At 47.5% G+C, this 21,607-nt stretch carries 19 protein-coding genes, 1 other RNA gene and 1 other annotated feature; of the genes, 1 reads left to right on the plus strand and 19 read right to left on the minus strand.

From position 1 onward, the window contains the following. Position 1: 1 nt before the first annotated feature. The 11 genes from rsmG to serS form a co-directional block, all read right to left on the minus strand. On the minus strand, positions 2-697 hold the full coding sequence (gene rsmG / locus DHU66_RS03890; protein WP_108774591.1) for a 16S rRNA (guanine(527)-N(7))-methyltransferase RsmG: 696 nt from the start codon (positions 695-697) through the stop codon (positions 2-4). 170 nt (positions 698-867) lie between these two features. After that, entirely contained in the window at positions 868-1,497 is a 630-nt protein-coding gene (locus tag DHU66_RS03895) for a hypothetical protein (RefSeq protein WP_108774592.1), read from the minus strand. Continuing rightward, positions 1,487-3,367 carry a tRNA uridine-5-carboxymethylaminomethyl(34) synthesis enzyme MnmG gene (gene mnmG / locus DHU66_RS03900; protein ID WP_108774593.1) on the minus strand — a complete coding sequence of 627 codons (1,881 nt, stop codon included), beginning with the start codon at positions 3,365-3,367 and terminating at the stop codon, positions 1,487-1,489. Before mnmG ends, DHU66_RS03895 begins: the two co-directional genes overlap by 11 nt. Continuing rightward, positions 3,354-4,256 (minus strand): hypothetical protein, encoded by a 903-nt coding sequence (locus DHU66_RS03905; RefSeq protein ID WP_108774594.1) that lies wholly within the window; start codon positions 4,254-4,256, stop codon positions 3,354-3,356. The genes mnmG and DHU66_RS03905 overlap by 14 nt, the downstream gene beginning before the upstream one ends. A gap of 15 nt (positions 4,257-4,271) precedes the next feature. Next, on the minus strand, positions 4,272-5,939 hold the full coding sequence (locus DHU66_RS03910) for a formate--tetrahydrofolate ligase (protein WP_108774595.1): 1,668 nt from the start codon (positions 5,937-5,939) through the stop codon (positions 4,272-4,274). A gap of 20 nt (positions 5,940-5,959) precedes the next feature. Then, positions 5,960-6,553, minus strand: a complete 594-nt coding sequence (gene recR / locus DHU66_RS03915; protein ID WP_108774596.1) for a recombination mediator RecR — start codon at positions 6,551-6,553, stop codon at positions 5,960-5,962. Positions 6,554-6,555: 2 nt separating this feature from the next. Continuing rightward, the gene (locus DHU66_RS03920; protein ID WP_108774597.1) at positions 6,556-6,864 is read right to left on the minus strand and encodes a YbaB/EbfC family nucleoid-associated protein; all 309 of its coding nucleotides are present in this window, start codon (positions 6,862-6,864) and stop codon (positions 6,556-6,558) included. 11 nt (positions 6,865-6,875) lie between these two features. Continuing rightward, positions 6,876-8,627 carry a DNA polymerase III subunit gamma/tau gene (gene dnaX, locus DHU66_RS03925; protein WP_167836246.1) on the minus strand — a complete coding sequence of 584 codons (1,752 nt, stop codon included), beginning with the start codon at positions 8,625-8,627 and terminating at the stop codon, positions 6,876-6,878. A gap of 47 nt (positions 8,628-8,674) precedes the next feature. Next, on the minus strand, positions 8,675-9,166 hold the full coding sequence (gene tadA / locus DHU66_RS03930; RefSeq protein WP_108774918.1) for a tRNA adenosine(34) deaminase TadA: 492 nt from the start codon (positions 9,164-9,166) through the stop codon (positions 8,675-8,677). Further along, an RNA gene (gene ffs / locus DHU66_RS03935) (signal recognition particle sRNA small type) lies at positions 9,167-9,262 on the minus strand. Positions 9,263-9,354: 92 nt separating this feature from the next. After that, positions 9,355-10,647, minus strand: coding sequence for a serine--tRNA ligase (serS, locus tag DHU66_RS03940; protein ID WP_108774599.1), 1,293 nt, complete (start codon positions 10,645-10,647; stop codon positions 9,355-9,357). Positions 10,648-10,681: 34 nt separating this feature from the next. Further along, positions 10,682-10,894 (minus strand) — a binding site (T-box leader). 119 nt (positions 10,895-11,013) lie between these two features. On the opposite strand from serS, the gene DHU66_RS03945 reads away from it, so the two are divergent. After that, positions 11,014-11,304 carry a hypothetical protein gene (locus DHU66_RS03945; protein ID WP_108774600.1) on the plus strand — a complete coding sequence of 97 codons (291 nt, stop codon included), beginning with the start codon at positions 11,014-11,016 and terminating at the stop codon, positions 11,302-11,304. A gap of 54 nt (positions 11,305-11,358) precedes the next feature. Here DHU66_RS03945 and DHU66_RS03950 read toward each other — a convergent pair whose 3' ends face one another. The 8 genes from DHU66_RS03950 to dnaA form a co-directional block, all read right to left on the minus strand. Beyond that, on the minus strand, positions 11,359-11,787 hold the full coding sequence (locus tag DHU66_RS03950) for an Hsp20/alpha crystallin family protein (protein WP_108774601.1): 429 nt from the start codon (positions 11,785-11,787) through the stop codon (positions 11,359-11,361). 40 nt (positions 11,788-11,827) lie between these two features. Beyond that, the gene (locus DHU66_RS03955) at positions 11,828-12,229 is read right to left on the minus strand and encodes an Hsp20/alpha crystallin family protein (RefSeq protein ID WP_108774602.1); all 402 of its coding nucleotides are present in this window, start codon (positions 12,227-12,229) and stop codon (positions 11,828-11,830) included. 283 nt (positions 12,230-12,512) lie between these two features. Then, positions 12,513-15,065, minus strand: coding sequence for a DNA gyrase subunit A (gene gyrA / locus DHU66_RS03960; protein WP_245309376.1), 2,553 nt, complete (start codon positions 15,063-15,065; stop codon positions 12,513-12,515). Between the two features lie 16 nt (positions 15,066-15,081). Beyond that, positions 15,082-17,004: a DNA topoisomerase (ATP-hydrolyzing) subunit B gene (gyrB, locus tag DHU66_RS03965; protein ID WP_108774920.1), complete on the minus strand. Its 1,923-nt coding sequence runs from the start codon at positions 17,002-17,004 to the stop codon at positions 15,082-15,084. 92 nt (positions 17,005-17,096) lie between these two features. After that, on the minus strand, positions 17,097-18,182 hold the full coding sequence (recF, locus tag DHU66_RS03970; RefSeq protein WP_108774603.1) for a DNA replication/repair protein RecF: 1,086 nt from the start codon (positions 18,180-18,182) through the stop codon (positions 17,097-17,099). Beyond that, a complete protein-coding gene (locus tag DHU66_RS03975; protein ID WP_108774604.1) occupies positions 18,182-18,382 on the minus strand; it encodes an RNA-binding S4 domain-containing protein in 201 nt (66 codons plus the stop codon). Before DHU66_RS03975 ends, recF begins: the two co-directional genes overlap by 1 nt. A gap of 158 nt (positions 18,383-18,540) precedes the next feature. Next, positions 18,541-19,677: a DNA polymerase III subunit beta gene (dnaN, locus tag DHU66_RS03980; protein ID WP_108774605.1), complete on the minus strand. Its 1,137-nt coding sequence runs from the start codon at positions 19,675-19,677 to the stop codon at positions 18,541-18,543. Between the two features lie 158 nt (positions 19,678-19,835). Continuing rightward, on the minus strand, positions 19,836-21,215 hold the full coding sequence (dnaA, locus tag DHU66_RS03985; RefSeq protein WP_245309377.1) for a chromosomal replication initiator protein DnaA: 1,380 nt from the start codon (positions 21,213-21,215) through the stop codon (positions 19,836-19,838). Positions 21,216-21,607 lie beyond the last annotated feature (392 nt).

Consider the following 21,607-nt stretch of genomic DNA (forward strand, 5'->3'; position numbering starts at 1 on the left):
CTTACAGCGGTTTCTTCTTCATCTGGCCATAATTGCGTGGATACATCACTGGTGTCTTTTTGACCTTGCGGTAAACCAGGTTGATGCGTTCACCCGATGGCAGTTCATGTTTGTATTCAGCTTCTTTTCTGCCGCCAAGAACGGTGATGGCATGTTCTGCCGCAATGGCTTCTTCGTCTCCATGAAGGCCTTTCATGGCAATGAAGAGGCCATCTGGCCTGACAAGAGGCAGGCAGAGTTCTGAAAGCAGTGACAGATTGGCAACGGCTCTGGCTGTTACCACATCAAAGTTTTCTCTTTTTTCCTTGGCAAAATCTTCAGCTCTTTTATTGATGACCTTGATTTCATTGAGATGCAGCTCATCAATCACTGCCTGCAGAAAGGTGCAGCGCTTGCCTGTTGGCTCCAGCAGGGTGACAGTGAGGTCTGGTCTTACGATCTTCCAGACAAGGCCGGGAAAGCCGGCACCGGAGCCGACATCACAAATATTTCCCAGGACATGAACATCGCCAAGAGGCAGAATGCTGTCAAGAAAGTGCTTTTCATTGACTTCCTCTTCCTCGGTAATAGCAGTCAGATTCATCTTTTCATTCCAGCTGGCAAGCATCTGAGCATATATATGGAGCATTGCCATCTGTTCATTGTCTAAAGGCATGTGCATGGCCGTGCAGGCATCCTTCAGTTGTTCATTGGTCATGTCTTTCCCTCTCTGCGCTAACCCATTCTACCATCAAGATTCAGATGCGGATACATTGGATTGTTGAAAAACAATTTATCCACATTTTCATGAAAAGAAAACGTACAGGGCAAAATAAATGTGGAAAAGTTTATTCTCCACATCTGATTACATACATGTACCCTGCTGTTTTACTGTGCTTTTGTAATAAATTCGGCATATGGCAGTGTTTCAATCCACTTGCAGAAAGCACGCCATTCCGGCAGTCTGTGATCTCTTCTCTGAAAATAGATCGTTTTGAGCTGACGATAGTTGGTCGTCATGCGGGCGGTCAAACGGAAGCCGGCCGGGTTGGAATACAGGATTTCCAGATACTTACTGCGGGCAAGATCATCCAGGGTTGAGGTGTCTTTGCCTTCTGCCTTGAGACGCTTGATATCGGCCTGCAGGTCATTGTAATCCTTGACCTTTTCCTTCATGATCGTGATGATGCGGGGATCGACATAGGAAATATAGGCCTGATCAAGATCAAACTTGGTGATCCGGTGCATGGTGGACTGTGAAGAGACAAAGTCCAGGAAGTGATAGCGCTCGGCTTCGACCCATGCCTTGTTGGTGAAGGTCAGATCAAACTGGACAACGATGCCGTTCATGAAGTTATCATGGCCGGATCCTGTTTTAGCGTTCGCAAGTTTCTGGGTGGTTGGGGTTACTTCCGAGGTAACTTTGGCAAGATCGGTTGCCATGGGATATTTGGATCCCTTGACGGATTCTTCCAGACCATAGACCTGGACATTGGAAACAACTTCTTCATAATTCATATGACTTCACTTCTTTCTGACTTTTGAGATATATAGCAAGTACGGCAAGATCAGCCGGATTGACACCCGAGATGCGGGATGCCTGGCCCATGGTGGCAGGACGGAACTTTGACAGTTTCTGTCTGCCTTCAATAGACAGATTGTCGACCTTCTGATAATCCAGATCATCAGGAAGAATGACATGGTCCATGGCTGCTAATTTTGCTGCTTCACGCTTTGCCTTATTGATATAGCCCTCATAGCGGACTTCAATACCAACCTGTTCGGCAATTCTTTCATCCACATCTTCCCCTGCTTTGCAAAGCAGCGTATACAGATCGACTTTCGGACGTCTGGCCAGTTCATCTTCTGACACGTGTCCTTCCAGCGGACTATAGCCAAGTGAGACAAGATAATCGCTGGCATCCTTATTTTCATGGTTCAGACCTGTATTTTTCAGATGTTCTTTGAGATCTTTGATTTTCTCCATCTTTTTAAGATACGCATCATGTCTCTCTTCAGAGATCAGACCAATCTGATAGCCTTTTTCCAGCAGTCTTTGATCGGCATTGTCATGGCGTAATAACAGGCGGAATTCAGCACGGCTTGTTAACAGCCTGTATGGTTCTGCCGTACCCTTGGTTGTCAGATCATCAATCATGACCCCGATATAGGCTTCATCTCTGGAAAGGATGAGTGGCTGCTTTCCTTCCAGTTTCAGGCTGGCGTTGATGCCTGCCATGATACCCTGTCCGGCTGCTTCCTCATAACCGGAGGTGCCATTTACCTGACCGGCAGTGAACAGATTCTGAATGATCTTGGATTCCAGAGATGGCCGCATCTGGATTGGATCGATGGCATCATATTCGATGGCATATGCATACTTCTTGATCACGGCATTGGCAAAGCCCGGCAGAGAGTGAACCATCTTTTCCTGGATGTCTCTTGGCAGAGATGTGGAGAATCCCTGGACATAGGTTGTATCCAGAGACAGTGATTCCGGTTCCAGGAATAAGAGATGTCTTGGCTTGTCCTTGAAGCGAACAAGCTTGTCTTCGATGGATGGGCAGTAGCGCGGTCCAACACCTTTGACAACACCGGAATACATAGATGACTTGTGCAGATTGCTGAGAATCAGCTCATGTGTTTCCGGGGTTGTATAGGTCAGATAGCAAGGTACCTGCTGGTCAAACGGGCGAATATGCGTTGTCGTGTCAGAGAAGCAGATGAACTTGTTGGTACCTGGTTCGATCTCTGTTTTAGAGAAATCGATGGATTTTGTCAGCACTCTTGGCGGTGTGCCGGTCTTTAAGCGGAATGTGCGCAGACCTGCTTCCCGCAGTGATGCGGACAGATCGTTTGTTGTGGTTTCACGGTCTGGTCCGCCTGGTGTGACTTCACTGCTGATCATGTTCAGACCGGCCATGTATGTACCGGTTGTCAGGATGACAATCTGGCTGTTGATGACAGAGCCATCCTTTAATGTGACGCCGGTGGCCTTTCCATCTTCCACATTCAGGCGCACAGCCATGTCTGCCTTGACTGTCAGGTTTTCCTGATGCAGACAGACATCCTGCATCATGGCTTTGTAAGCCAGCTTGTCAGACTGTACGCGCAGTGCTCTGACACCAGGTCCTTTGGCACTGTTGAGCATCTTGAACTGCAGTGCTGTTTTGTCTGCGGTGATTGGCATCTGACCGCCAAGGGCATCAATTTCTCTGACAACGATGCCTTTGGCTGGTCCTCCGACAGAAGGATTGCATGGCATCTTGCCGATGTTTTCAATACTGAGTGATAACAGCAGCGTCTTGTGATGCATGCGGGCACAGGCAAGTGCTGCCTCAATGCCGGCATGGCCGCCGCCGATTACAATGACTTCATAGTTGTCCATTCAACTGTTTCACGAGCCTTTCCATTTCCGCATCCTCTGTCTCACATAGTACGGACACAGAAAGTGCATCATTGATTTTATTCTGTTTCAGATACAATGCATAGAGCATTGCACGGCCAATCCACATCTGCATACGGTGCGGACGGTCAATACTGCTGCATACAAAGGGAATGGCAAGATGAATGCCATGGCTGTCCATGGATCCGCAGTCACTCAGTGATCCCCTGATCAATTCCCAGCCGTCTACTTTTGTTTTTTCTCTGGCCAGACGATGGCTGATGGTCTTCTCATTTTCTGATCCTGTTTCTTTGCCCATCTGATAGCAGGCCATAGCAAGGATGTGGCGGACTTCATCTGCCTTGAAAACAGTCTCAGGAGACTGCCTGTTGTCATAGCTCCAGAGATCAATGCCAAATTTATCCGCTTGTTTCAGAATACGTACTGTCACAGAAGGATCATCCTTATCAATGTAGCAGTAGGATTCCAGGTTAGCAGGAATATCCAGGCCGACCTCTTTTGGAAAGACAGGTGCTGTAAAGAAGACGATGTTGCTGAGGATGAGACATTGCATGGATTCCGGAATGTGGTTTCGGGATGCTTTGGCAATGGCTTCTTCCAGCTGTGCTTTGGTATCATAGCCGGTCATTCTGCCAAACTGTTTCCACATCTGGTTCAGTGACAGTTTTCTTGTGCCTTCGTAATGCCCGTAGCCAATAAATCCCTTCTTCCTGGAGCGGGGGCCGCGGGCATAGAAAAACAGCAGATCTCCATGATGGAAATCTGAGAATCTGTTTTTCACGGTCAGCCGCCAGAACAGGATCGTCTGGCTGCGGCACAGACGATGATATTCCAGCATGGCTGGATCACTTACGTAGGCAATGGAACTCATGCATATCCTTTCTAATCAGAACAGACCATAGGTATTGCCGTTTTCGTCAACACCCATATTAACCGCTGCCGGTACCTTGGGCAGACCTGGCATCGTCAGGATTGTGCCGGTATAGGCAACCACAAAGCCAGCTCCTGCCGAGATGCTGAGATCTCTGACATGAACCGTGAAATCACGCGGTCTGCCTTTGAGCTTGGCATCGTCGGACAAAGAGTTCTGTGTCTTGGCAACACACACAGGCAGCTTGTCCCAGCCATACTTTGCAAACTGAACAATCTTCGCCTTTGCTTCATCAGAGAATTCGACGTCCTTTGCACCATAGACAGTCGTGGCAATCTTTGTCAGCTTGTCTTCGATCGAATCATTGACATCATAAATCGGTGCATAGTGATTTTCCTTCTCACAAAGTTTGCTCACACAGCTGGCAAGTTCCGTCATGCCTGCACCGCCCTTTGCCCAGCCATCGGCCAGGCATACCGGGTGATTGTGGTCTTTGCACCAGGAAAGCAGGGCAGCGACTTCTGCCGATGTATCCTTTACAAACTTATTGATGGCAACCACATACGGCAGACCGAATGCCTGAATGGTTTCAATATGTTTCTGCAGGTTTTCTGCACCTGCAAGCATGGCTTCAACATTCTCTGTCTGCAGGTTTTCCTGTTCAACACCGCCATGCATCTTGAGTGCTCTGACAGTAGCGACAATGACAACTGCAGAAGGATGAAGATTGCCGATGCGGCACTTGATATCCAGGAACTTCTCGGCACCAAGATCTGCACCGAAGCCTGCCTCTGTGACAACATAATCGCTGAGTTTTAATGCAAGCTTTGTGGCGATCAGGGAGTTGCAGCCATGGGCGATATTGGCAAATGGTCCGCCATGGATGAGAACCGGATTGTGTTCCAATGTCTGTACAAGATTCGGCTTGAGAGCTTCCTTCATGACAACTGTAGCAGCACCGTCTGCCTGGATGTCCTTGACGGTGACTGGCTTGTCATCATAGGTATATGCGACAACGCATCTGGCAATGCGCTGCTGGAAGTCGCGGAGGTCTTTGGAAAGACACAGGATGGCCATGACTTCACATGCCACAGTGATGACAAAGCCGTCTTTGCGTTCCACACCGTTTGTCTTCTTATCCTGGGCAATCGTGATGGAACGCAGCGTGCGGTCATTCATATCCATGCAGCGTTTCCAGACAACCTTAGTTGGATCAATATTTAATGGATTGCCCTGATAGATCGAATTGTCGAGCATCGCAGCAATCAGATTGTTTGCAGTGGTGATGGCATGCATATCACCGGTAAAGTGAAGGTTGATCGCTTCCATCGGGATGACCTGGGCATGACCGCCGCCGGTGGCACCGCCCTTTAAGCCAAAGACAGGTCCCAGGGATGGTTCACGCAGGGCACCCATGGCTTTCTTGCCAATCTTGTTCAGTCCATCGACAAGACCAATGGTTGTTGTACTCTTGCCTTCACCTGCTTTTGTCGGGGTAATGGCTGTCACCAGAATCAGTTTGCCATCTGATTTATCCTTGAGACTGGCAAATATTTTGGTATCGACCTTGGCTTTGTCTCTGCCATAAGGTTCCAGATATTCTTTGGCAATACCTGCCTTTGCAGCAATGGTTTCAATGTCTTCCAGGGTCGCAGCCTGGGCAATTTTCAAATCTTCATTCATATGTTCCACCTTCTTTCTGATTACATCTTTCTGCGGTCACTCATCGCATGGGCGAGGGTCATTTCATCAGCATAATCCAGTAAACCGCCGCTTGGCAGGCCATGAGCAATGCGGGTAACCAATAAATCCGGATACTGGCTGGCAAGCAGCTTGTTCAGATACATTGCCGTCGTTTCTCCTTCGAGTGTTGTATTTGTTGCCAGGATGATCTCCCTTGCATGTTCTGCCCTTTCCAGCAGTGTCTGCAGGTTCAGATCTTCCGGCATAATGCCTTTTGTTGTTGAGATCAGTCCGTTCAGGACATGATAAACACCTTTGTATTCACCTGTTTTTTCCATGGCGATGACATCCTTGGGAGATGCCACGACACAGATCAGGGCATGATCACGTTCTGTATCTGTACAGATTTCGCATTCATCCCCTTCACAGAGGTTGCCGCATGTTTTGCAGTGGTGAAGATTGTTGCGTACTTCGACAAGTGCATCCGCAAAGTTCTGCACCTTCTCAGGATTCATATCAGTCACAAGCAGTGCATAGCGTTCTGCGGTCTTTTCACCGACACCCGGCAGCATCTTAAAGCAGTCAATCAGTTTTCTCAGACTCTGCGGGTACATGCTCACATCCCCGGAATATTCAGGCCGCCGGTTGCCTCATCCAGTGACTTTTCACGATCTTCACGCGCTTTGTCACTTGCCTGATTGAAGGCCAGCAGGATCATGTCCTGCAGCATCTCACGGTTATCCTTGTCACACAGATCTTCACCAATGGTGACACTCTGTACTTCATATCGGCCATTGATCACAATGGTTGCACCATCTTTGCCGCCATTATTGCCGGTATAGGTTCTTTCATCAAGTTCTTCACTCAGCTTGCCAAGATTATCCTTCATCATCTGGGCCTGCTGCAATATGCTGTTAAAATCCATGTTTCTCTCCTCTATATGATCTGTACATTTTCTCTGCCAAACAGATTGATTACTTTTTCTTCTGATGTTTCCTGATGCGGAATATCTTCGTTATCTTTGTATGATTCACATTTCCAGGGATCGGGCAATGTATTGTTTTTTCTGCGGATCATAAACTGCCTTGCCGCATCCTGAAACTGTCCTGATGTGATCGCATACGGCCTTTTTTCAATATGCAGATCATCCCGCAGAAAGCCATATAGCCCGCGGTTTTCCTTGTCACTGTTGATGCGGGAAGCACTTGCGGCATTGTCACATGCAAACAGGATCAGATCTTTTCCGCTTGCTGCAATCACAACGCCATTAAGCATCAGTTTCCATTTTGCCTTTTCCAAACCCATGATTTCATTCAGATGACTGTATTTCTGCTGATCTGCACTCTTATCGTCCTTATTGCAGACCTGCAGAATGGCAAGAATATCATCCATGCTGAGATCAGATGATGTTTCTGTTTTTGTTTCTATTGGTGCTGAAGATAATACTTCTTCGTTTGCACTGACAGGGTGCTCCTCATTCTGCTCCAGTGCATACGACTGCTGCATCATGGATACTGGAGGTTTCGGCTTATTTTCGGCTTTTTGCTCAGCTTTTATCTTATCAGCAGCAGGTTTTCTGACCGTCTGCACCTGTTCTGACTCTACTGGTGCATCCATAGCCGCAATGGTTTCCAGGCATACCACTTCAAAGGCCGAAGAAGCACTCTGGGCAAGCTTGAATTTATTCTTGCCATCCATCAGTACATCAATCATTTTTAACAGAATTGCCGGTGAATGGTCTTTGCTCAGCTGCTTTGCATGTTCTTCATCCAGTACTTTCAATAGATCTGCCTGTCTTGTATAGCCGTACACGGCCGCATCTTTCAGATCCGCAATCAGAGCATCTGACATACGGTTCATATCAATGCCGCTTTCATCATAGCTGCGGATTCTGTTAAGAACACTTGCCAGATCATGGTCAAACAGATTCTGCAGCAGATCAATCTGTTCCTGCAAAGATGTCAGACCATAAATACGGTCGATATCTTTTTCCTGTATCTTGTCGGATGAAAAGGAAGCACACTGGTCCATGATGGACAGTGCATCACGCATACCGCCGTTGGCCAGGATGGCAATCTTTCTGGCCGCACCCTCATCCATCTCAATATTTTCCTTTTTGGCAATATCCAGCAGATGATTCTGAATCTGATCTGTTTTAATCCGATAGAAATTGAACTGCTGGCATCTGGAAATGATGGTTGGCAGCAGTTTCTGAGGATCTGTCGTTGCCAGAATGAAAATGACATTTTCAGGCGGTTCTTCCAGTGTTTTCAGCAATGCAGAGGATGCTGCGGATGACAGCTGATGCACCTCATCGATGATATAGACCTTATGCTTTCCAACCATCGGTGCCAGTCTTGCCCGTTCAATCAGGTCACGTATATCATCCACGTGGGTCTCATTGGCAGCATTGATTTCAATGATATCAGGATGGGTGCCATTGGCTGCAGCGATGCAGCTTTCACAATGACCGCAGGGTGCTTCTTCTGGATTTTCACAATTGACTGCCTTGGCAAGCAGACGGGCCATCGTTGTCTTGCCCGTGCCTCTTGGTCCACAGAACAGATAGGCATGTCCTACCTTGTTTTCTTTGATGGCATTCTTGATGGTGCGCACCGTGACTTCCTGCCCGACAACCTCGTCAAATGTAGATGATCTGTACTTCTGATATAATGCCAGTTTGCTCACAGACACTCTCCTCTTCGTTCCCCTATTATAGCAAAAAACCTGCATATTTATGCAGGCTGCACAGGTTTCCGGTTCTTCTTTGGATGTTTGCGCTTTTCTCTGAAAAAGGAGCTTAGAATCTCGGCACATTCTGGCTGTAGTACACCAGAAATAACATTCGGATGATGATTCAAGCGCTTGATGTTTCGTACCTGAATCAGTGTATCCGTACATCCGCCTTTAGGATCAGCAGTGCCATAGTACAATGTCCGGATTCTGCTCAATACGATCGCACCGGTGCACATCATGCAGGGTTCCAGAGTGACATACAGATCACAGTCATCAAGATAGTAGTTGTTCAGCTTTCTGGATGCTTTCTGAATAGCCAGCATTTCCGCATGAGCTGTAGACTGCATCTTTTTTTCTTTGAGATTGTGTGCTCTGGCAATCACTTTGCCATTTTGTACGATCACGGCGCCAACAGGTACTTCATCAATGGCAACTGCTTTCTCTGCTTCTTTCAGAGCAAGTCTCATGTAATATTCAGGTGTTTTTTCCATGATAATAAAAAGTGGTACACGCAAACAGAGGAACGTATGGCTGCTTCCTTCCGGATCTGACCAGATTAGTACATGTTTGCTGTACCGCTGTTTATTATATGAAAGTTTTTGATTTGTGGCAACTGTGAGGTTTGGAATGTTTCACGTGAAACAAAAAGCCACAGGATTTCACCTGCAGCTTTGACGCATTACTTCTTTTTCTTAGGAACAAGAACAGTCTGACCGCCCATATATGGTTGCAGAGGCTTTGGAATCAATACAGATCCATCTGCTTGCAGGTTGTTCTCAACAAATGCAATCAGCATTCTCGGTGGTGCTACAACAGTATTATTCAGTGTATGTGGGAAGTAGTTGCCATCCTTGCCCTTCACTCTGATCTTCAGTCTTCTTGCCTGGGCATCGCCAAGGTTAGAGCAGGATCCGACTTCAAAGTACTTTTTCTGACGCGGAGACCATGCCTCGACGTCGCAGCTCTTGACCTTGAGGTCAGCCAGGTCACCGGAGCAGCATTCCAGCGTTCTGACCGGGATATCCATAGAACGGAAGAATTCAACAGAATACTTCCACAGCTGGTTATACCAGTACATGGAATCCTCTGGCTTGCAGACGACGACCATTTCCTGCTTTTCAAACTGGTGGACTCTGTACAGACCTCTTTCTTCAATGCCATGGGCACCAACTTCCTTACGGAAACACGGGCTGTAGGATGTCAGCGTCTGCGGCAGATCTTCTTCCTTGAGAATCTGACCAATGAAACGACCAACCATGGAGTGTTCAGATGTACCGATCAGATACAGGTCCTCGCCTTCGATCTTGTACATCATGTTTTCCATTTCTTTGAAGGACATGACGCCATTGACGACATTGCCATGGATCATGAATGGCGGCACGAAGTATGTGAAGCCCTTGTTGATCATGAAGTCTCTCGCATAGGCAAGAATGGAGGAATGCAGTCTGGCAACATCACCTTTCAGATAATAGAAGCCATTGCCGGATGTGCGGCCGGCAGAGTCAATGTCAAGTCCATCCAGGCTTTCCAGAATATCTGTATGATACGGAATCGGGAAGTCCGGAACCTTTGGCTCACCGAAACGTTCGTTTTCTACGTTCTCACTGTCATCCTTACCAATCGGCACAGATGGATCAATGATGTTCGGGATAACCATCATTCTCTTGGTGATTTCATCATCCAGTTCTTTTTCTCTTGTTTCCAGAGATTCAAGTTCATCACCCATGGACTTGACCTGATCCTTGACCTTCTGTGCTTCGTCCTTCTTGCCTTCACGCATCAGGCTGCCGATGGACTTGGACAGACGGTTGCGCTCTGCTCTGAGTTCATCGCCCTTCTGTTTGACTTCACGGTGTTCCTTGTCAAACTTGGCTACTTCATCAACAAGAGGCAGCTTTTCGTCCTGAAACTTCTTTTTGATGTTTTCTTTGACGAGATCCGGATTTTCACGGATTAATTTGATGTCGATCATGTTCGACTCCTTTCTGAAAATAAAAACACCATCCTATAGGGACGATGTGTTGTTCGCGGTGCCACCCTGATTGCCAATATGTTTCACGTGAAACAATATCAGCCTCTCATATCGGATAACGGACGCAGCCGGAAGGAATTAGCTTCACTCCAAGATGGACTTCCTTTCTGCTGCATACCAGCTTTCATCAGATGCCGGCTCTCTGCACTGCAGCCACAAAAGTACTAGATCTCTTCAGCGCTTTACCCCATTTAACCATTCTAAAAACACATTGTCAACAGAGATTCAACATGCTAACATGAGGGCGAACAGCACCATTCATGCAAAACCATTTTGAATCATGCCGCATATATAAAGGAGGGCAAAATGACACGTACAAAAAGTTCATATGCCAAGAAGCTGGATTACAATAACGCCTATAACAGGGAAAAGTATCGGTCCTTCTCCATGCGTTTCAACCTGGAGTCAGAGAAAGATATTATTGAGTGGCTGCAGAGAAAAAATGGCGTGAAGCCGTACCTGGAAGGATTGATTCGTAAAGATATGGCTGCCCGGAAAGAAGATGCGCCGGAAGCGAAGAAGAAAGAGAAAGACAAGGATAAAGAAAAGTCTGAAGATAAGAAGAAAAAAAAGAAAAAGGATAAGGACAGAAAGTAGTCCAAATCCAATTTCTTTGACAGGCACTGCCTGTCTTTTTTATTTGAGAGGGGTTTATTCGATTGCGATATACTTCTTTTCAGGGATCTCTTTCTTGTCTTCCTTAGCAGGCAGCTCAATGGTCAGTACACCATTGTTATAGTTTGCCTTCACATCGGAATCCTTCACCTGATTGCCTACATAGAAGCTGCGGCTGTAGGATCCGTATCTTCTCTCACGGCGCAGCACCTTGCCCTTCTTGTCCTTCTCGTCCTTGTTCTCATGGCGGGAAGCGTGAATGCTCAATGTACCGTTTTCAAGTGTTACCTTGACATCATTCTTTGCAAAGCCCGGCAGATCTGTCTTCATGATATACTTGCCGTCTTTCTCAACCACATCTGTCTTCAGCACAGGCTCCTGATTGAACATCGGAACATCAAACCCATTGTCAAAGACATCATCAAACAGATCAAAATCATCTCTCACATCCGGCATGAACCTCATTGCAATCATCTCCTTTACTGATCAAACTTCTCTTTACTGATTACTGGATATCAATATACTTCTTCTCTTCGGCTTCTTTCTTCTCAGCGGAAGGAACCGTCACAGTCAGAATACCGTTGTTATAGGACGCATGTACGTCGCTCTCCTTCACATGATCACCGACGTAGAACGTTCTGCTCACGGCACCATAGCTGCGCTCGGAATGAATGACTTCACCCTTGGCATCTTTCTCTTCTTTACTCTCATTGTGCTGTGCACGGATCGTCAGCTCACCATTGTACAGAGAAATTCTGATATCATCCTTGTGATATCCCGGCAGCTCAACCTCTAAGCTGTAGCTGCCATCCTTCTTATGGACATCTGTTCTCATCAGACCTGTGGAATTCAGGCCAAACTCATTGAACATATCTTCAAACAAACTTCTTTCAGGTGCGTATCTCATGTTATTACCTCCCTGAGGCTCTCACCTCTTACACCCATAATAGTAATCACTTGTTTAGCACTGTCAATAGTTAAGTGCTAAATTTTTATAAATTATTTTTTATTTCATTTCAACTTATATGCTTATGTGTTCAATTATTTAATTATTCTAATTATCATTTTATTAAATATAATTTGATATATGCATGCAATTCAATTCTGATCATCATAATGCATCAAAAAAGATCTGGCAGTTAATTAGTTTATCTGCCAGATCTGATGTTCTGTTGAGATGTGTTCAGTGCTTATTTGGCAGAATCATCGTCTGTTTCCGGTGTTTCTGCTTCTTTTGCGGGTTCTTCTTTCTCTTTGTCTGCTGTTTCCGCAGTTTCTTCATCTTCTTCCGGTTCCAGGATGGAGATGGTCTGTACTTTGGAATCACCGGAGACATGAATGAGTCTGACACCGGCTGCACTTCTGGAATAGACAGATACCTGTTTGAGCGAGATGCGGATGACGATACCGTCATTGGTCATGATCATGCAGTCTTCATCACCGTTGACGGCTTTCATGCATACCAGGCTGCCCGTCTTTTCGTTGATGCTGGCAGCTTTGACACCCTTGGCACCACGGTTTGTCTGTCTGTATTCTGACAGCAGTGATTTCTTGCCATAGCCGTTTTCGCTGACAGTGAGGATATACTGTCCTTCACTGTCCAGAGCCATGCCAATGACCGTACTGCCATCGGTATTGAAGCCTTTGACACCCATGGATCCTCTTCCACTTGGCCGGATCGAATCTTCAGCGAATCTGACTGCTTTGCCGTTGGAACCAGCCAGGATGATCTCATTGTGGCCGGTAGTGCCTTTGACAAAGGCAAGTTCATCATCATCACGCAGAGTAATAGCCTTCTTGCCATTCTTCATGATCGATTCAAATTCTGAAATTGGTGTTCTCTTGACCAGGCCGTTGCTTGTTGCAAAGAACAGGTATTTGACTTTGTCATCACCAGTGTCGGCATATGGCACCATGGCCTTGACCTTCTCTGTCTTATCCATTGGAATGATGTTGATCATCGGAATACCCTTTGATGTTCTGGAGAATTCAGGAATGTTATAGCCCTTGATCCGGAAGACTCTGCCGGTATTGGTGAAGACAAGCAGATAATCATGGGTCGACATGTTAATGAACTGGTCAATGACATCGTCATGATTGAGTTCCATGCCCTTGATGCCCTTGCCGCCGCGGTTCTGTACACGGTAGGTATCTGTGGTCAGACGCTTGACATAGCCATTGGACGACAGTGAGACAATGACATTCTCTACCGGGATGAGATCTTCATCATCCATGCTTTCCGGTGCATCAATGATCTCGCTGCGTCTTGGTGTGTTGTATCTTGCTTTGATCTCGAGCATTTCATCCTTGAGGATTTGTACGATGCGCTCATGATGGGACAGAATATCCTGATAGTCCGCAATCTTGAGCAGCAGATCCTGGTATTCATTCTCGATCTTTTCGCGTTCCAGACCTGTCAGTCTTCTGAACTGCATATCCAGGATGGCCTTTGCCTGGATCTCATCCAGTCCAAAGCCGTCCATCAGTCTTGGCATGGCTTCATTGGCATCCTTGGAATCACGAATCGTATGAATGATCGCATCCAGATTATCGACGGCAATGCGCAGTCCTTCCAGGATATGGGCTCTTTCACTGGCCTTGCGCAGGTCATACTGCGTCCTTCTGGTGATGACTTCTTCCTGGAACTTGATGTAGCCGACAAGCATATCCTTCATGGATGTGGTGCGCGGTACACCGTCAAACAGGACAACGTTATTGACGCCGAAGTTTGACTGCAGCGGTGACAGCTTGTACAGCTGGTTGAGAATGACTTCCGGCTGGACGTCCTTGCGCAGTTCAATGACGACTCTGACACCGTCCATGTTGGATTCATCACGCAGGTCTGTGATGCCTTCAATCTGCTTTTCACGGGCCAGCGCAGCAATCTTCTCGACCATGGTGGCCTTGTTTACAGCATAGGGAATCTCGTAGATGATGATTCTCTTTTTGCCATTCGGCATGTCTTCGATGCGGGTTTTGCCGCGCATGATGATGGAGCCCCGGCCAGTTTCAAAGGCGCGCTTGATGCCGCTGCGGCCAAGGATATAGCCGCCGGTCGGAAAGTCCGGTCCTTTGATGTACTGCATCAGTTCAACTGCAGTCATTTCCGGATTGTCCATGACAGCAACACAGCCATCGATGACCTCACCAAGATTGTGCGGGGCTACATTGGTGGCCATGCCTACGGCAATACCCATGGAGCCATTGACAAGCAGGTTTGGAAAACGGGATGGCAGTACAACCGGTTCTTTTTCTTCGCCATCATAGTTGTCCTGCATATCCACGGTTTCTTTATCCAGATCCCGCAGCATCTCTACGGCAATCTTGGACATTCTGGCTTCGGTATAACGCATGGCAGCAGCGCCATCGCCATCCATGGAGCCAAAGTTGCCATGACCATCGACAAGTACTTCTCTCATGTTCCAGTCCTGGGCCATATAGACAAGGGCACCATAGATGGAAGAATCGCCATGAGGATGATATTTTCCCATAGTATCACCGACAATACGCGCACACTTACGGTATGGCTTGTCAGGTCCATTGTTCATCTGATACATGGCATAGAGAATTCTTCTCTGTACCGGTTTCAGTCCATCCCTTACATCCGGCAGGGCTCTGGCCACGATGACAGACATCGAGTATTCCAGAAAGTCACGGCGGATCTCGTGAGATAAATCTGTTTCGGTGATATTGCCTGGGTCGAAGTTTTCTTCGTCAAATTCCATGAAATCGTCTAATCCCATAACTTACCTTCTTTCCTCAGACATCCAGATTCTCTACAAAGTGGGCGTTATCAATAATGAAACGCTTGCGGGGTTCTACTTCCTCACCCATCAACATGCTGAAATTGCGGTCTGCTTCCTCGGCATCATCGACGGTGACTCTGATCAGGGTGCGATTCTTTGGATCCATGGTTGTCTCCCACAGCTGGGAAGGATCCATCTCACCAAGTCCTTTGTATCTCTGAATCGAGATCTTGGAGCCCATCTCCGCCTTCACCTGTTCCAGCTGATGATCGGTATAGGCATACTTCACACTGGTGCCCTTCTGTACCTTGTACAGAGGCGGCTGGGCAATGTAGACATGGCCCTGTTCCAGCACTGGTTTCATGTAGCGGTAGAAGAATGTCAGCAGCAGTGTCCGGATATGCGCACCATCAACATCGGCATCGGTCATGATGACGATCTTGTTGTAACGCAGCTTGGATACATCTACTTCTTCCTTGATCCCGCAGCCAAAGGCCGTAACCATGGAGCGGATCTCATTATTATCAAAGGCACGTTCCTCCCTGGCTTTCTCAACGTTCAGGATCTTACCTCTTAAAGGCAGGATGGCCTGATAGTGAGAATCTCTGCCCTGTTTGGCAGAGCCGCCAGCGGAGTCTCCCTCGACGATATAGATTTCACAAATGCTGGCATCCTTGCTTGAGCAGTCCGCAAGCTTGCCAGGCAGAGAACCCACTTCCAGCGGATTCTTTCTTCTGGTCATCTCTCTGGCTTTCTTTGCTGCAATTCTAGCCCGGGATGCCAGGGAGCACTTCTCGACGATGGCCTTGGCCTCATCCGGATTCTCCATCAGAAACTTTTCCAGCTGAGAGCCGAAGATATCTGAGACAATCTTTCTGACTTCGCTGTTGCCAAGCTTTGTCTTGGTCTGTCCTTCATACTGCGGATCCGGATGCTTGACGGAGATGACAGCGGTGATACCTTCCTTGCAGTCTTCGGTAGACAGGTTGGGATCCTTGTCCTTGAGCAGTTTTGCATTTCTGGCATACTTGTTGATCTCACGCTGCAGGGCAAGATTGAAGCCTTCCAGATGGGTGCCGCCTTCTACCGTGTTGATGTTATTGCAGAAGGTATAGACAGACTGGTTGTAGCCATCGTTGTACTGAATGGCTGCTTCTACCTGGATATCGGATTCATAGCCTTCGGCATAGATGATATCCGGGTTGACGACTTCCTTGTCCTTGTTCAAAAAGGCAACATATTCACGCACGCCGCCTTCATATAGGAATGTGTAATCCCGTTTTTCAGGGTCTTCCATGCGTTCATCATGGAAGACAAGGCGGATGCCCTTGTTCAGGAAGGCAAGCTGTCTGAGCCTGTTTCTGACCGTATCATGGTCATAAACAGTGGTCTCCTGGAAGATGGTCGGATCTGCCTGGAAACGGACAGTAGAGCCATGTTTTTTCGGGTCGCAGGTACCGATGACATGCAATGGCGCTACGGCATGGCCGCCGTTTTCAAAGCGGACAAAGTAAACTTTGCCTTCGTGATAGACGGTGACTTCCAGCCATGTGCTCAAGGCATTGACAACGGATGCACCGACGCCATGGAGGCCGCCGGAGATCTTGTAGGCACCGCCGCCGAACTTGCCGCCGGCATGCAGGACAGTAAAGATGGTCTCAATCGTTGATTTCCTGGTCTTGGCATTGGTGCCGGTAGGCATGCCGCGGCCGTCATCATCAACCTGTACTGCATTGTTTTTATCAATTGTGACGGTAACAGTAGAGGCATAGCCGGCCATGGCTTCATCGATGCCATTGTCTACGATTTCCCAGATCAGGTGGTGCAGACCGCGGGAAGATGTCGTGGCAATATACATGCCCGGTCTCTTTCTGACTGCCTCCAGGCCGTCCAGAACCTGAATTTCGGAATCATCATATTCCTGGGTAGCCTTCATATCCAGTTCCTGGCCAATCACGGCATGGGAGATATCCGGCTCTTCCTGAAGCAGTTCTTCTTCCTCTTTGCGCCTGAAATCGTCTTCTGTACTCATAATGCCTCCATTTCTGTAATCGTACCGGCTTTGATCCGGTATTCTTTCATGTGATCTGTCTTTAAAAATGCGGGTATGCTGGTCGCTGTCAGGATGCACTGTGAACCGCGGATCATTTCCAGCAGGGTTTGCTGTCTGGTCAGATCCAGTTCCGAGAGCACATCATCCAGCAGGTATATGGCATTGCGGCCGGTATTGTTTTCAATACAGGCATGCAGGGCCATCTTATAGGCCAGCAGAATCATTCTCTTCTGTCCCTGGGATGCCGCATCAATTGCTCTTCTGCCATCCAGATCAAAGGTGAAATCTTCCCGGTGAATACCGGCTGTGGTCGTCTGGTACTGGCGGTCTTTCAGCCGGCTTTCTTTGTGCATGTTCTGGATGTCCTGCCTGTCTGCATTGCCATCCATGCAGCAGGCATAGACAGCCTGTACCTGATGGTTTTCTTTTGACAAGGTATGGAAGAGACTGCCGAGATTCTGATTGATCTGGCTTGTGAAGTAGCGGCGGGCACGAATGATGACAGCTTCCTGGGCAGCCATTTCTTCATCCAGCGTATCCAGGAAGGTTTCATCTACGCTCTCTTGCTTCAGCACAATATTGCGCTGTTTGAGCAGGCTTTGATAGCTGTAGAGAGCATGCATGTATTTGTGTGAAATCTTGGCAATTTCCTGGCTGAGCAGGCGGCGGTGGTCCATGGGAGATGCCGTGAACCAGCCAAGATCATCCGGTGAGAAGAGTATGACATTGAGAATGCCGATGAAGTCACTGCTTTTTTTCATGGCATTGCCATCGATCAGCAGTGTCTTTCCTTTGGGTGTGATCAGGGCCCGCAGCACTTTTTCTTCATTGTTTTCATGAAGCGTGCAGCGGATGTCCGCATACTCGCAGCCATCTTTGATCAGGCGGCGCTCATTGTTGATGCGGAAAGACCTTGTCAAAGACAAATAAACAAGGCTTTCCAGCAGGTTTGTCTTTCCCTGGGCATTATCACCCGTGATTACGTTCATGCCATCAGAGAAGGTAATTTCAGCCTGCTCATAGTTGCGGAACTGATGCAGTTTCAGATTGCTTACATGCATCAGCCAACGACAAGCTTTCTGCCGCAGGCTTCTACGATATCACCGGGATACAGTTTTCTGCCTCTGTGGGTTTCAGGAATGCCATTTACTTTGACAGTTTCCTGCAGAATCATGACCTTTGCCTCGCCGCCGGACTGGACGAGTCCTGCCTTTTTGAGAAACTGCTGAAGGGTGATATATTCTGTCTTTTCTCTGGTCATGACGGGCTCCTTTTCAAATGAAAAATCCACTCTTGGATTATACCATAAAAATGTTGATTTTTGCCGATAAACAAGGCATTTCCGGGGAATGAAAGCAGGCTGAAACAACCGTGCAGAAAGGCATCAAAAAAGCTCCTTGGGCAGGAGCTTGTATGTGATCAGTTATAAGTGCGTACCGGCAGAGCGAGCTGCAGGATCGTATCGTTGGCAGGATCTTTCAGGATGAATGGTTTCATTGGTCCTGAGAAGCAGATTTCAATGGTGTCTCCCTTGAGAGCTCTGGCTGCCTGCTGAACATAGGCACCGGAGAAGCTGATATCGATCGGATCACCTTCGAACTTTGTCCCCTCTTCCATCAGTGACTGCTGGAAGTCGCCGATTTCCTGAGAGCCATTGGAGAAGATGACATCATCCTGGGAACACTGCAGGCGGTTGACAGTCATGTTGTCACTCTTGAAGATGCAGCGGTCCAGGGCACTGAGCAGTGTGGAACGTCTGATGGTCAAAGTATGATGGAATTCTCTCGGGATCAGGCGGTCTGTATCCGGATAGCCACCATCGAGCAGTCTTGTCTGCAGCAGTACAGTACCATTGGAGAACTGTGCCTTCTTGGTATTCTGGGCAATTTCGATATCCTTGTCTGCCTCCTGCAACATGATCGCCTTGACTTCATTGAGGCTCTTGGCAGGAATGGTGACACGGAAGGTAAGGTCGCTGGCAAAAGGAATGGTTTTCTTGGCCAGGCGGTAAGAGTCAGTTGCCGTGCATTCCAGAACACCGTCATGCAGGGCAAAGTTGACGCCGGTCAGAACCGGACGGGTTTCCTGATCACTTGCGGCAAACGCTGTTTCATCAATGATCTCTGCCAGCTGGTCTGCCTTGGTTGTGATGGCATCGGTTGGTTTGGAAAGGTCAATGGTTGGGTAGGTATCTGCTTTCATGCCATTGATGCGGTACTGGGCATTCTGTCCTTTGACCATGGTCAGAGCACCGTCGATGATTTCCATATGCAGTGTATCGCCATCAATCTTATGGACAATATCAAGCAGGTATTTGGCATCAATGACAACTGCGCCTCCTTCTTCGATGGTCAGGTTGAGATCCTTGTCCTGTTCATTGCTTAAGGATGTCTGAATGGCAAGATCGTTATTGCTGGCAGTAAGGATGAGGTTGTCAGGTTCATTGGCGTTGATCTTAATGCCTTTTAAGACGGGCAGCGGACTGTTTGGAGAAATCGCATGGGCGACGTTCTGCAGAGCTGCGTAGAATTTGTTTTTGGATACGGTGAAGTTCATGGCGGTTGGCCTCCTGTCTGTTATTTTATATCTTTTATCAGGCTTATTATTACTAAGCCTGTGGAAACTGTGGATAAAGCATGAAACAGCTTGTAGAAATGCGTGTTTTCCAGCATTGATGCGGTGTGGATAACCGGTGGATAACTGTGGAAAACTTTTTACTGTTTGATGGAATTTTCGATCTGCTGGATGGCGGTTGCCATGGCAGGGTCACTCTTGATCTGGCGGCTGACTTTGGTGCAGGCACTGATGATCGTGGAATGATCCCGCCCGCCGAATTCTTCGCCGATCTTGATGTAGGACAGATTGAGCAGATGCCGGCACAGGTAGATGGAGATGTGGCGGGCATTGGCGATGTTCTTTGTTCTTGTCTTGGATGTAATCTGCTGGTGGGTCAGGCCATAGTAGTCAGCCACAGCCTGGATGATCTTCTTTGGTGAAAGACCGGTCTTGTCTGAGACGACGGCCTGCGACTTCAGGGCATTCATGACGGTTTCAAAGCGGATGACGCCGCCGTCTGGCTGGAACTGGATGGCATAGAAGAGCACTCTGTTCCATGCCCCTTCCAGGTTACGGACATTGCCGGAGAAGTTGGAGGCAATATAGGCCAGGCCTTCCGGGTCAACATCTTCAATGCCATAGCCGTTCTGGCGGATCTTCATCTGCAGGATGGCGAGTGATGTTTCAAATTCCGGTGAATCAATGCCAACGCTCAGACCGCTGGAGAAGCGGGAAATCAGTCTGTCTTCCAGTCCTTTGATTTCATTGGGCTGGCGGTCTGAGGCAATGCAGATCTGCTTGCGGTTATTGATCAGTTCGTTATAGATGGTAAAGAAGATTTCGTGTGATTTTTCTTTGCCTGCCAGAAACTGGATGTCATCGATCAGCAGCAGATCGACGGAGTACATGTACCGCTTGAACTGTTCGATCTTGTTATCACGGATGGCATTGACAACTGTTTCAACGAATTTTAAAGATTCAGTGTAATACACCTTGCGGGTGGGATCATTCTTCAATACGTAGTTGGCGATGGCCATTAACAGGTGTGTCTTGCCAAGGCCTGAATTGCCATAGATAAATAAGGGATTGAAGAACTGTCCGGGCTTGGCAGCACATGCCAGGGCAGCCGCATGGGATTCGCGGTTGCAGTCACCGACGACGAAGTTGTCAAAGGTGCGGTCCTTCTGAATGGGCATGGATGGAAAGGATGCTTCATCGAGATCCTGCTCAGGAAGGCTGTTAGAACGCATGACATTGTGCAGATCGTCCTTCCGGCATATTTCTACCGTGATAGGCGAATCGGCCTGCAGAATGTCTGTAAATGCGGCTGAGATCATTTCTGACTCCGGCTGCAGAATCTGTTTGTTGACGATCGTCGGGGCGAGGATGACAGCCTTGGACGATGTTAAATCGTACAGAGAACAAGGACGATAAAAATTATCGATGATCTCTGGCTCCATATTGCAGTTCATCTGCAGATATTGCAGTACCTTCCCCCAGACATCCTGAAGGTACATATCTTTGTTCTCTGTTATCATGAAAACTCCTGTATTGCTTGCTTACAGCACGACTATTGTAGGCATGCACGATGGTAAAATCCACATGAAAATTGTTGAAAACTATTTTCTCCACAATAGCAGTAAATGCAGATCATACGATAAATACAGGTTAAAAGAAAGTTTTCCACACTTTTCCACAAAATTCAGGGTGTGGATAATTTGTGGAGAAAATATCCACATTGTGCATAACTCATAAAAATGTGGAAAATCATCAGAACATGACTTGTTTTTAACATTTTACTAACATGAAAAAATATGCATAAATACTGACTATTTTGCTGTTATCAACAGTTTTCAACATATGTGGAAAATTCATTTTGTGGATCGGGGAAAACACTGTTGAAAAGTGGTATGAGAATCCTGTTCTCCAC

This window comes from Lactimicrobium massiliense, assembly GCF_900343155.1.
GTDB classification, from domain to species: Bacteria; Bacillota_I; Bacilli_A; order Erysipelotrichales; family Erysipelotrichaceae; genus Bulleidia; species Bulleidia massiliensis.

Bases quoted from the DNA above. Each gene is read 5' to 3' on its own strand.
- rsmG (WP_108774591.1), bottom strand. From the start codon at position 697: ATGACCAATGAACAACTGAAGGATGCCTGCACGGCCATGCACATGCCT.
- DHU66_RS03895 (WP_108774592.1), bottom strand. From the start codon at position 1,497: ATGAATTATGAAGAAGTTGTTTCCAATGTCCAGGTCTATGGTCTGGAA.
- mnmG (WP_108774593.1), bottom strand. From the start codon at position 3,367: ATGGACAACTATGAAGTCATTGTAATCGGCGGCGGCCATGCCGGCATT.
- DHU66_RS03905 (WP_108774594.1), bottom strand. From the start codon at position 4,256: ATGAGTTCCATTGCCTACGTAAGTGATCCAGCCATGCTGGAATATCAT.
- DHU66_RS03910 (WP_108774595.1), bottom strand. From the start codon at position 5,939: ATGAATGAAGATTTGAAAATTGCCCAGGCTGCGACCCTGGAAGACATT.
- recR (WP_108774596.1), bottom strand. From the start codon at position 6,553: ATGTACCCGCAGAGTCTGAGAAAACTGATTGACTGCTTTAAGATGCTG.
- DHU66_RS03920 (WP_108774597.1), bottom strand. From the start codon at position 6,864: ATGGATTTTAACAGCATATTGCAGCAGGCCCAGATGATGAAGGATAAT.
- tadA (WP_108774918.1), bottom strand. From the start codon at position 9,166: ATGGAAAAAACACCTGAATATTACATGAGACTTGCTCTGAAAGAAGCA.
- serS (WP_108774599.1), bottom strand. From the start codon at position 10,647: ATGATCGACATCAAATTAATCCGTGAAAATCCGGATCTCGTCAAAGAA.
- DHU66_RS03945 (WP_108774600.1), top strand. From the start codon at position 11,014: ATGACACGTACAAAAAGTTCATATGCCAAGAAGCTGGATTACAATAAC.
- DHU66_RS03950 (WP_108774601.1), bottom strand. From the start codon at position 11,787: ATGAGGTTCATGCCGGATGTGAGAGATGATTTTGATCTGTTTGATGAT.
- DHU66_RS03955 (WP_108774602.1), bottom strand. From the start codon at position 12,229: ATGAGATACGCACCTGAAAGAAGTTTGTTTGAAGATATGTTCAATGAG.
- gyrA (WP_245309376.1), bottom strand. From the start codon at position 15,065: ATGGGATTAGACGATTTCATGGAATTTGACGAAGAAAACTTCGACCCA.
- gyrB (WP_108774920.1), bottom strand. From the start codon at position 17,004: ATGAAGGCTACCCAGGAATATGATGATTCCGAAATTCAGGTTCTGGAC.
- recF (WP_108774603.1), bottom strand. From the start codon at position 18,182: ATGCATGTAAGCAATCTGAAACTGCATCAGTTCCGCAACTATGAGCAG.
- DHU66_RS03975 (WP_108774604.1), bottom strand. From the start codon at position 18,382: ATGACCAGAGAAAAGACAGAATATATCACCCTTCAGCAGTTTCTCAAA.
- dnaN (WP_108774605.1), bottom strand. From the start codon at position 19,677: ATGAACTTCACCGTATCCAAAAACAAATTCTACGCAGCTCTGCAGAAC.
- dnaA (WP_245309377.1), bottom strand. From the start codon at position 21,215: ATGATAACAGAGAACAAAGATATGTACCTTCAGGATGTCTGGGGGAAG.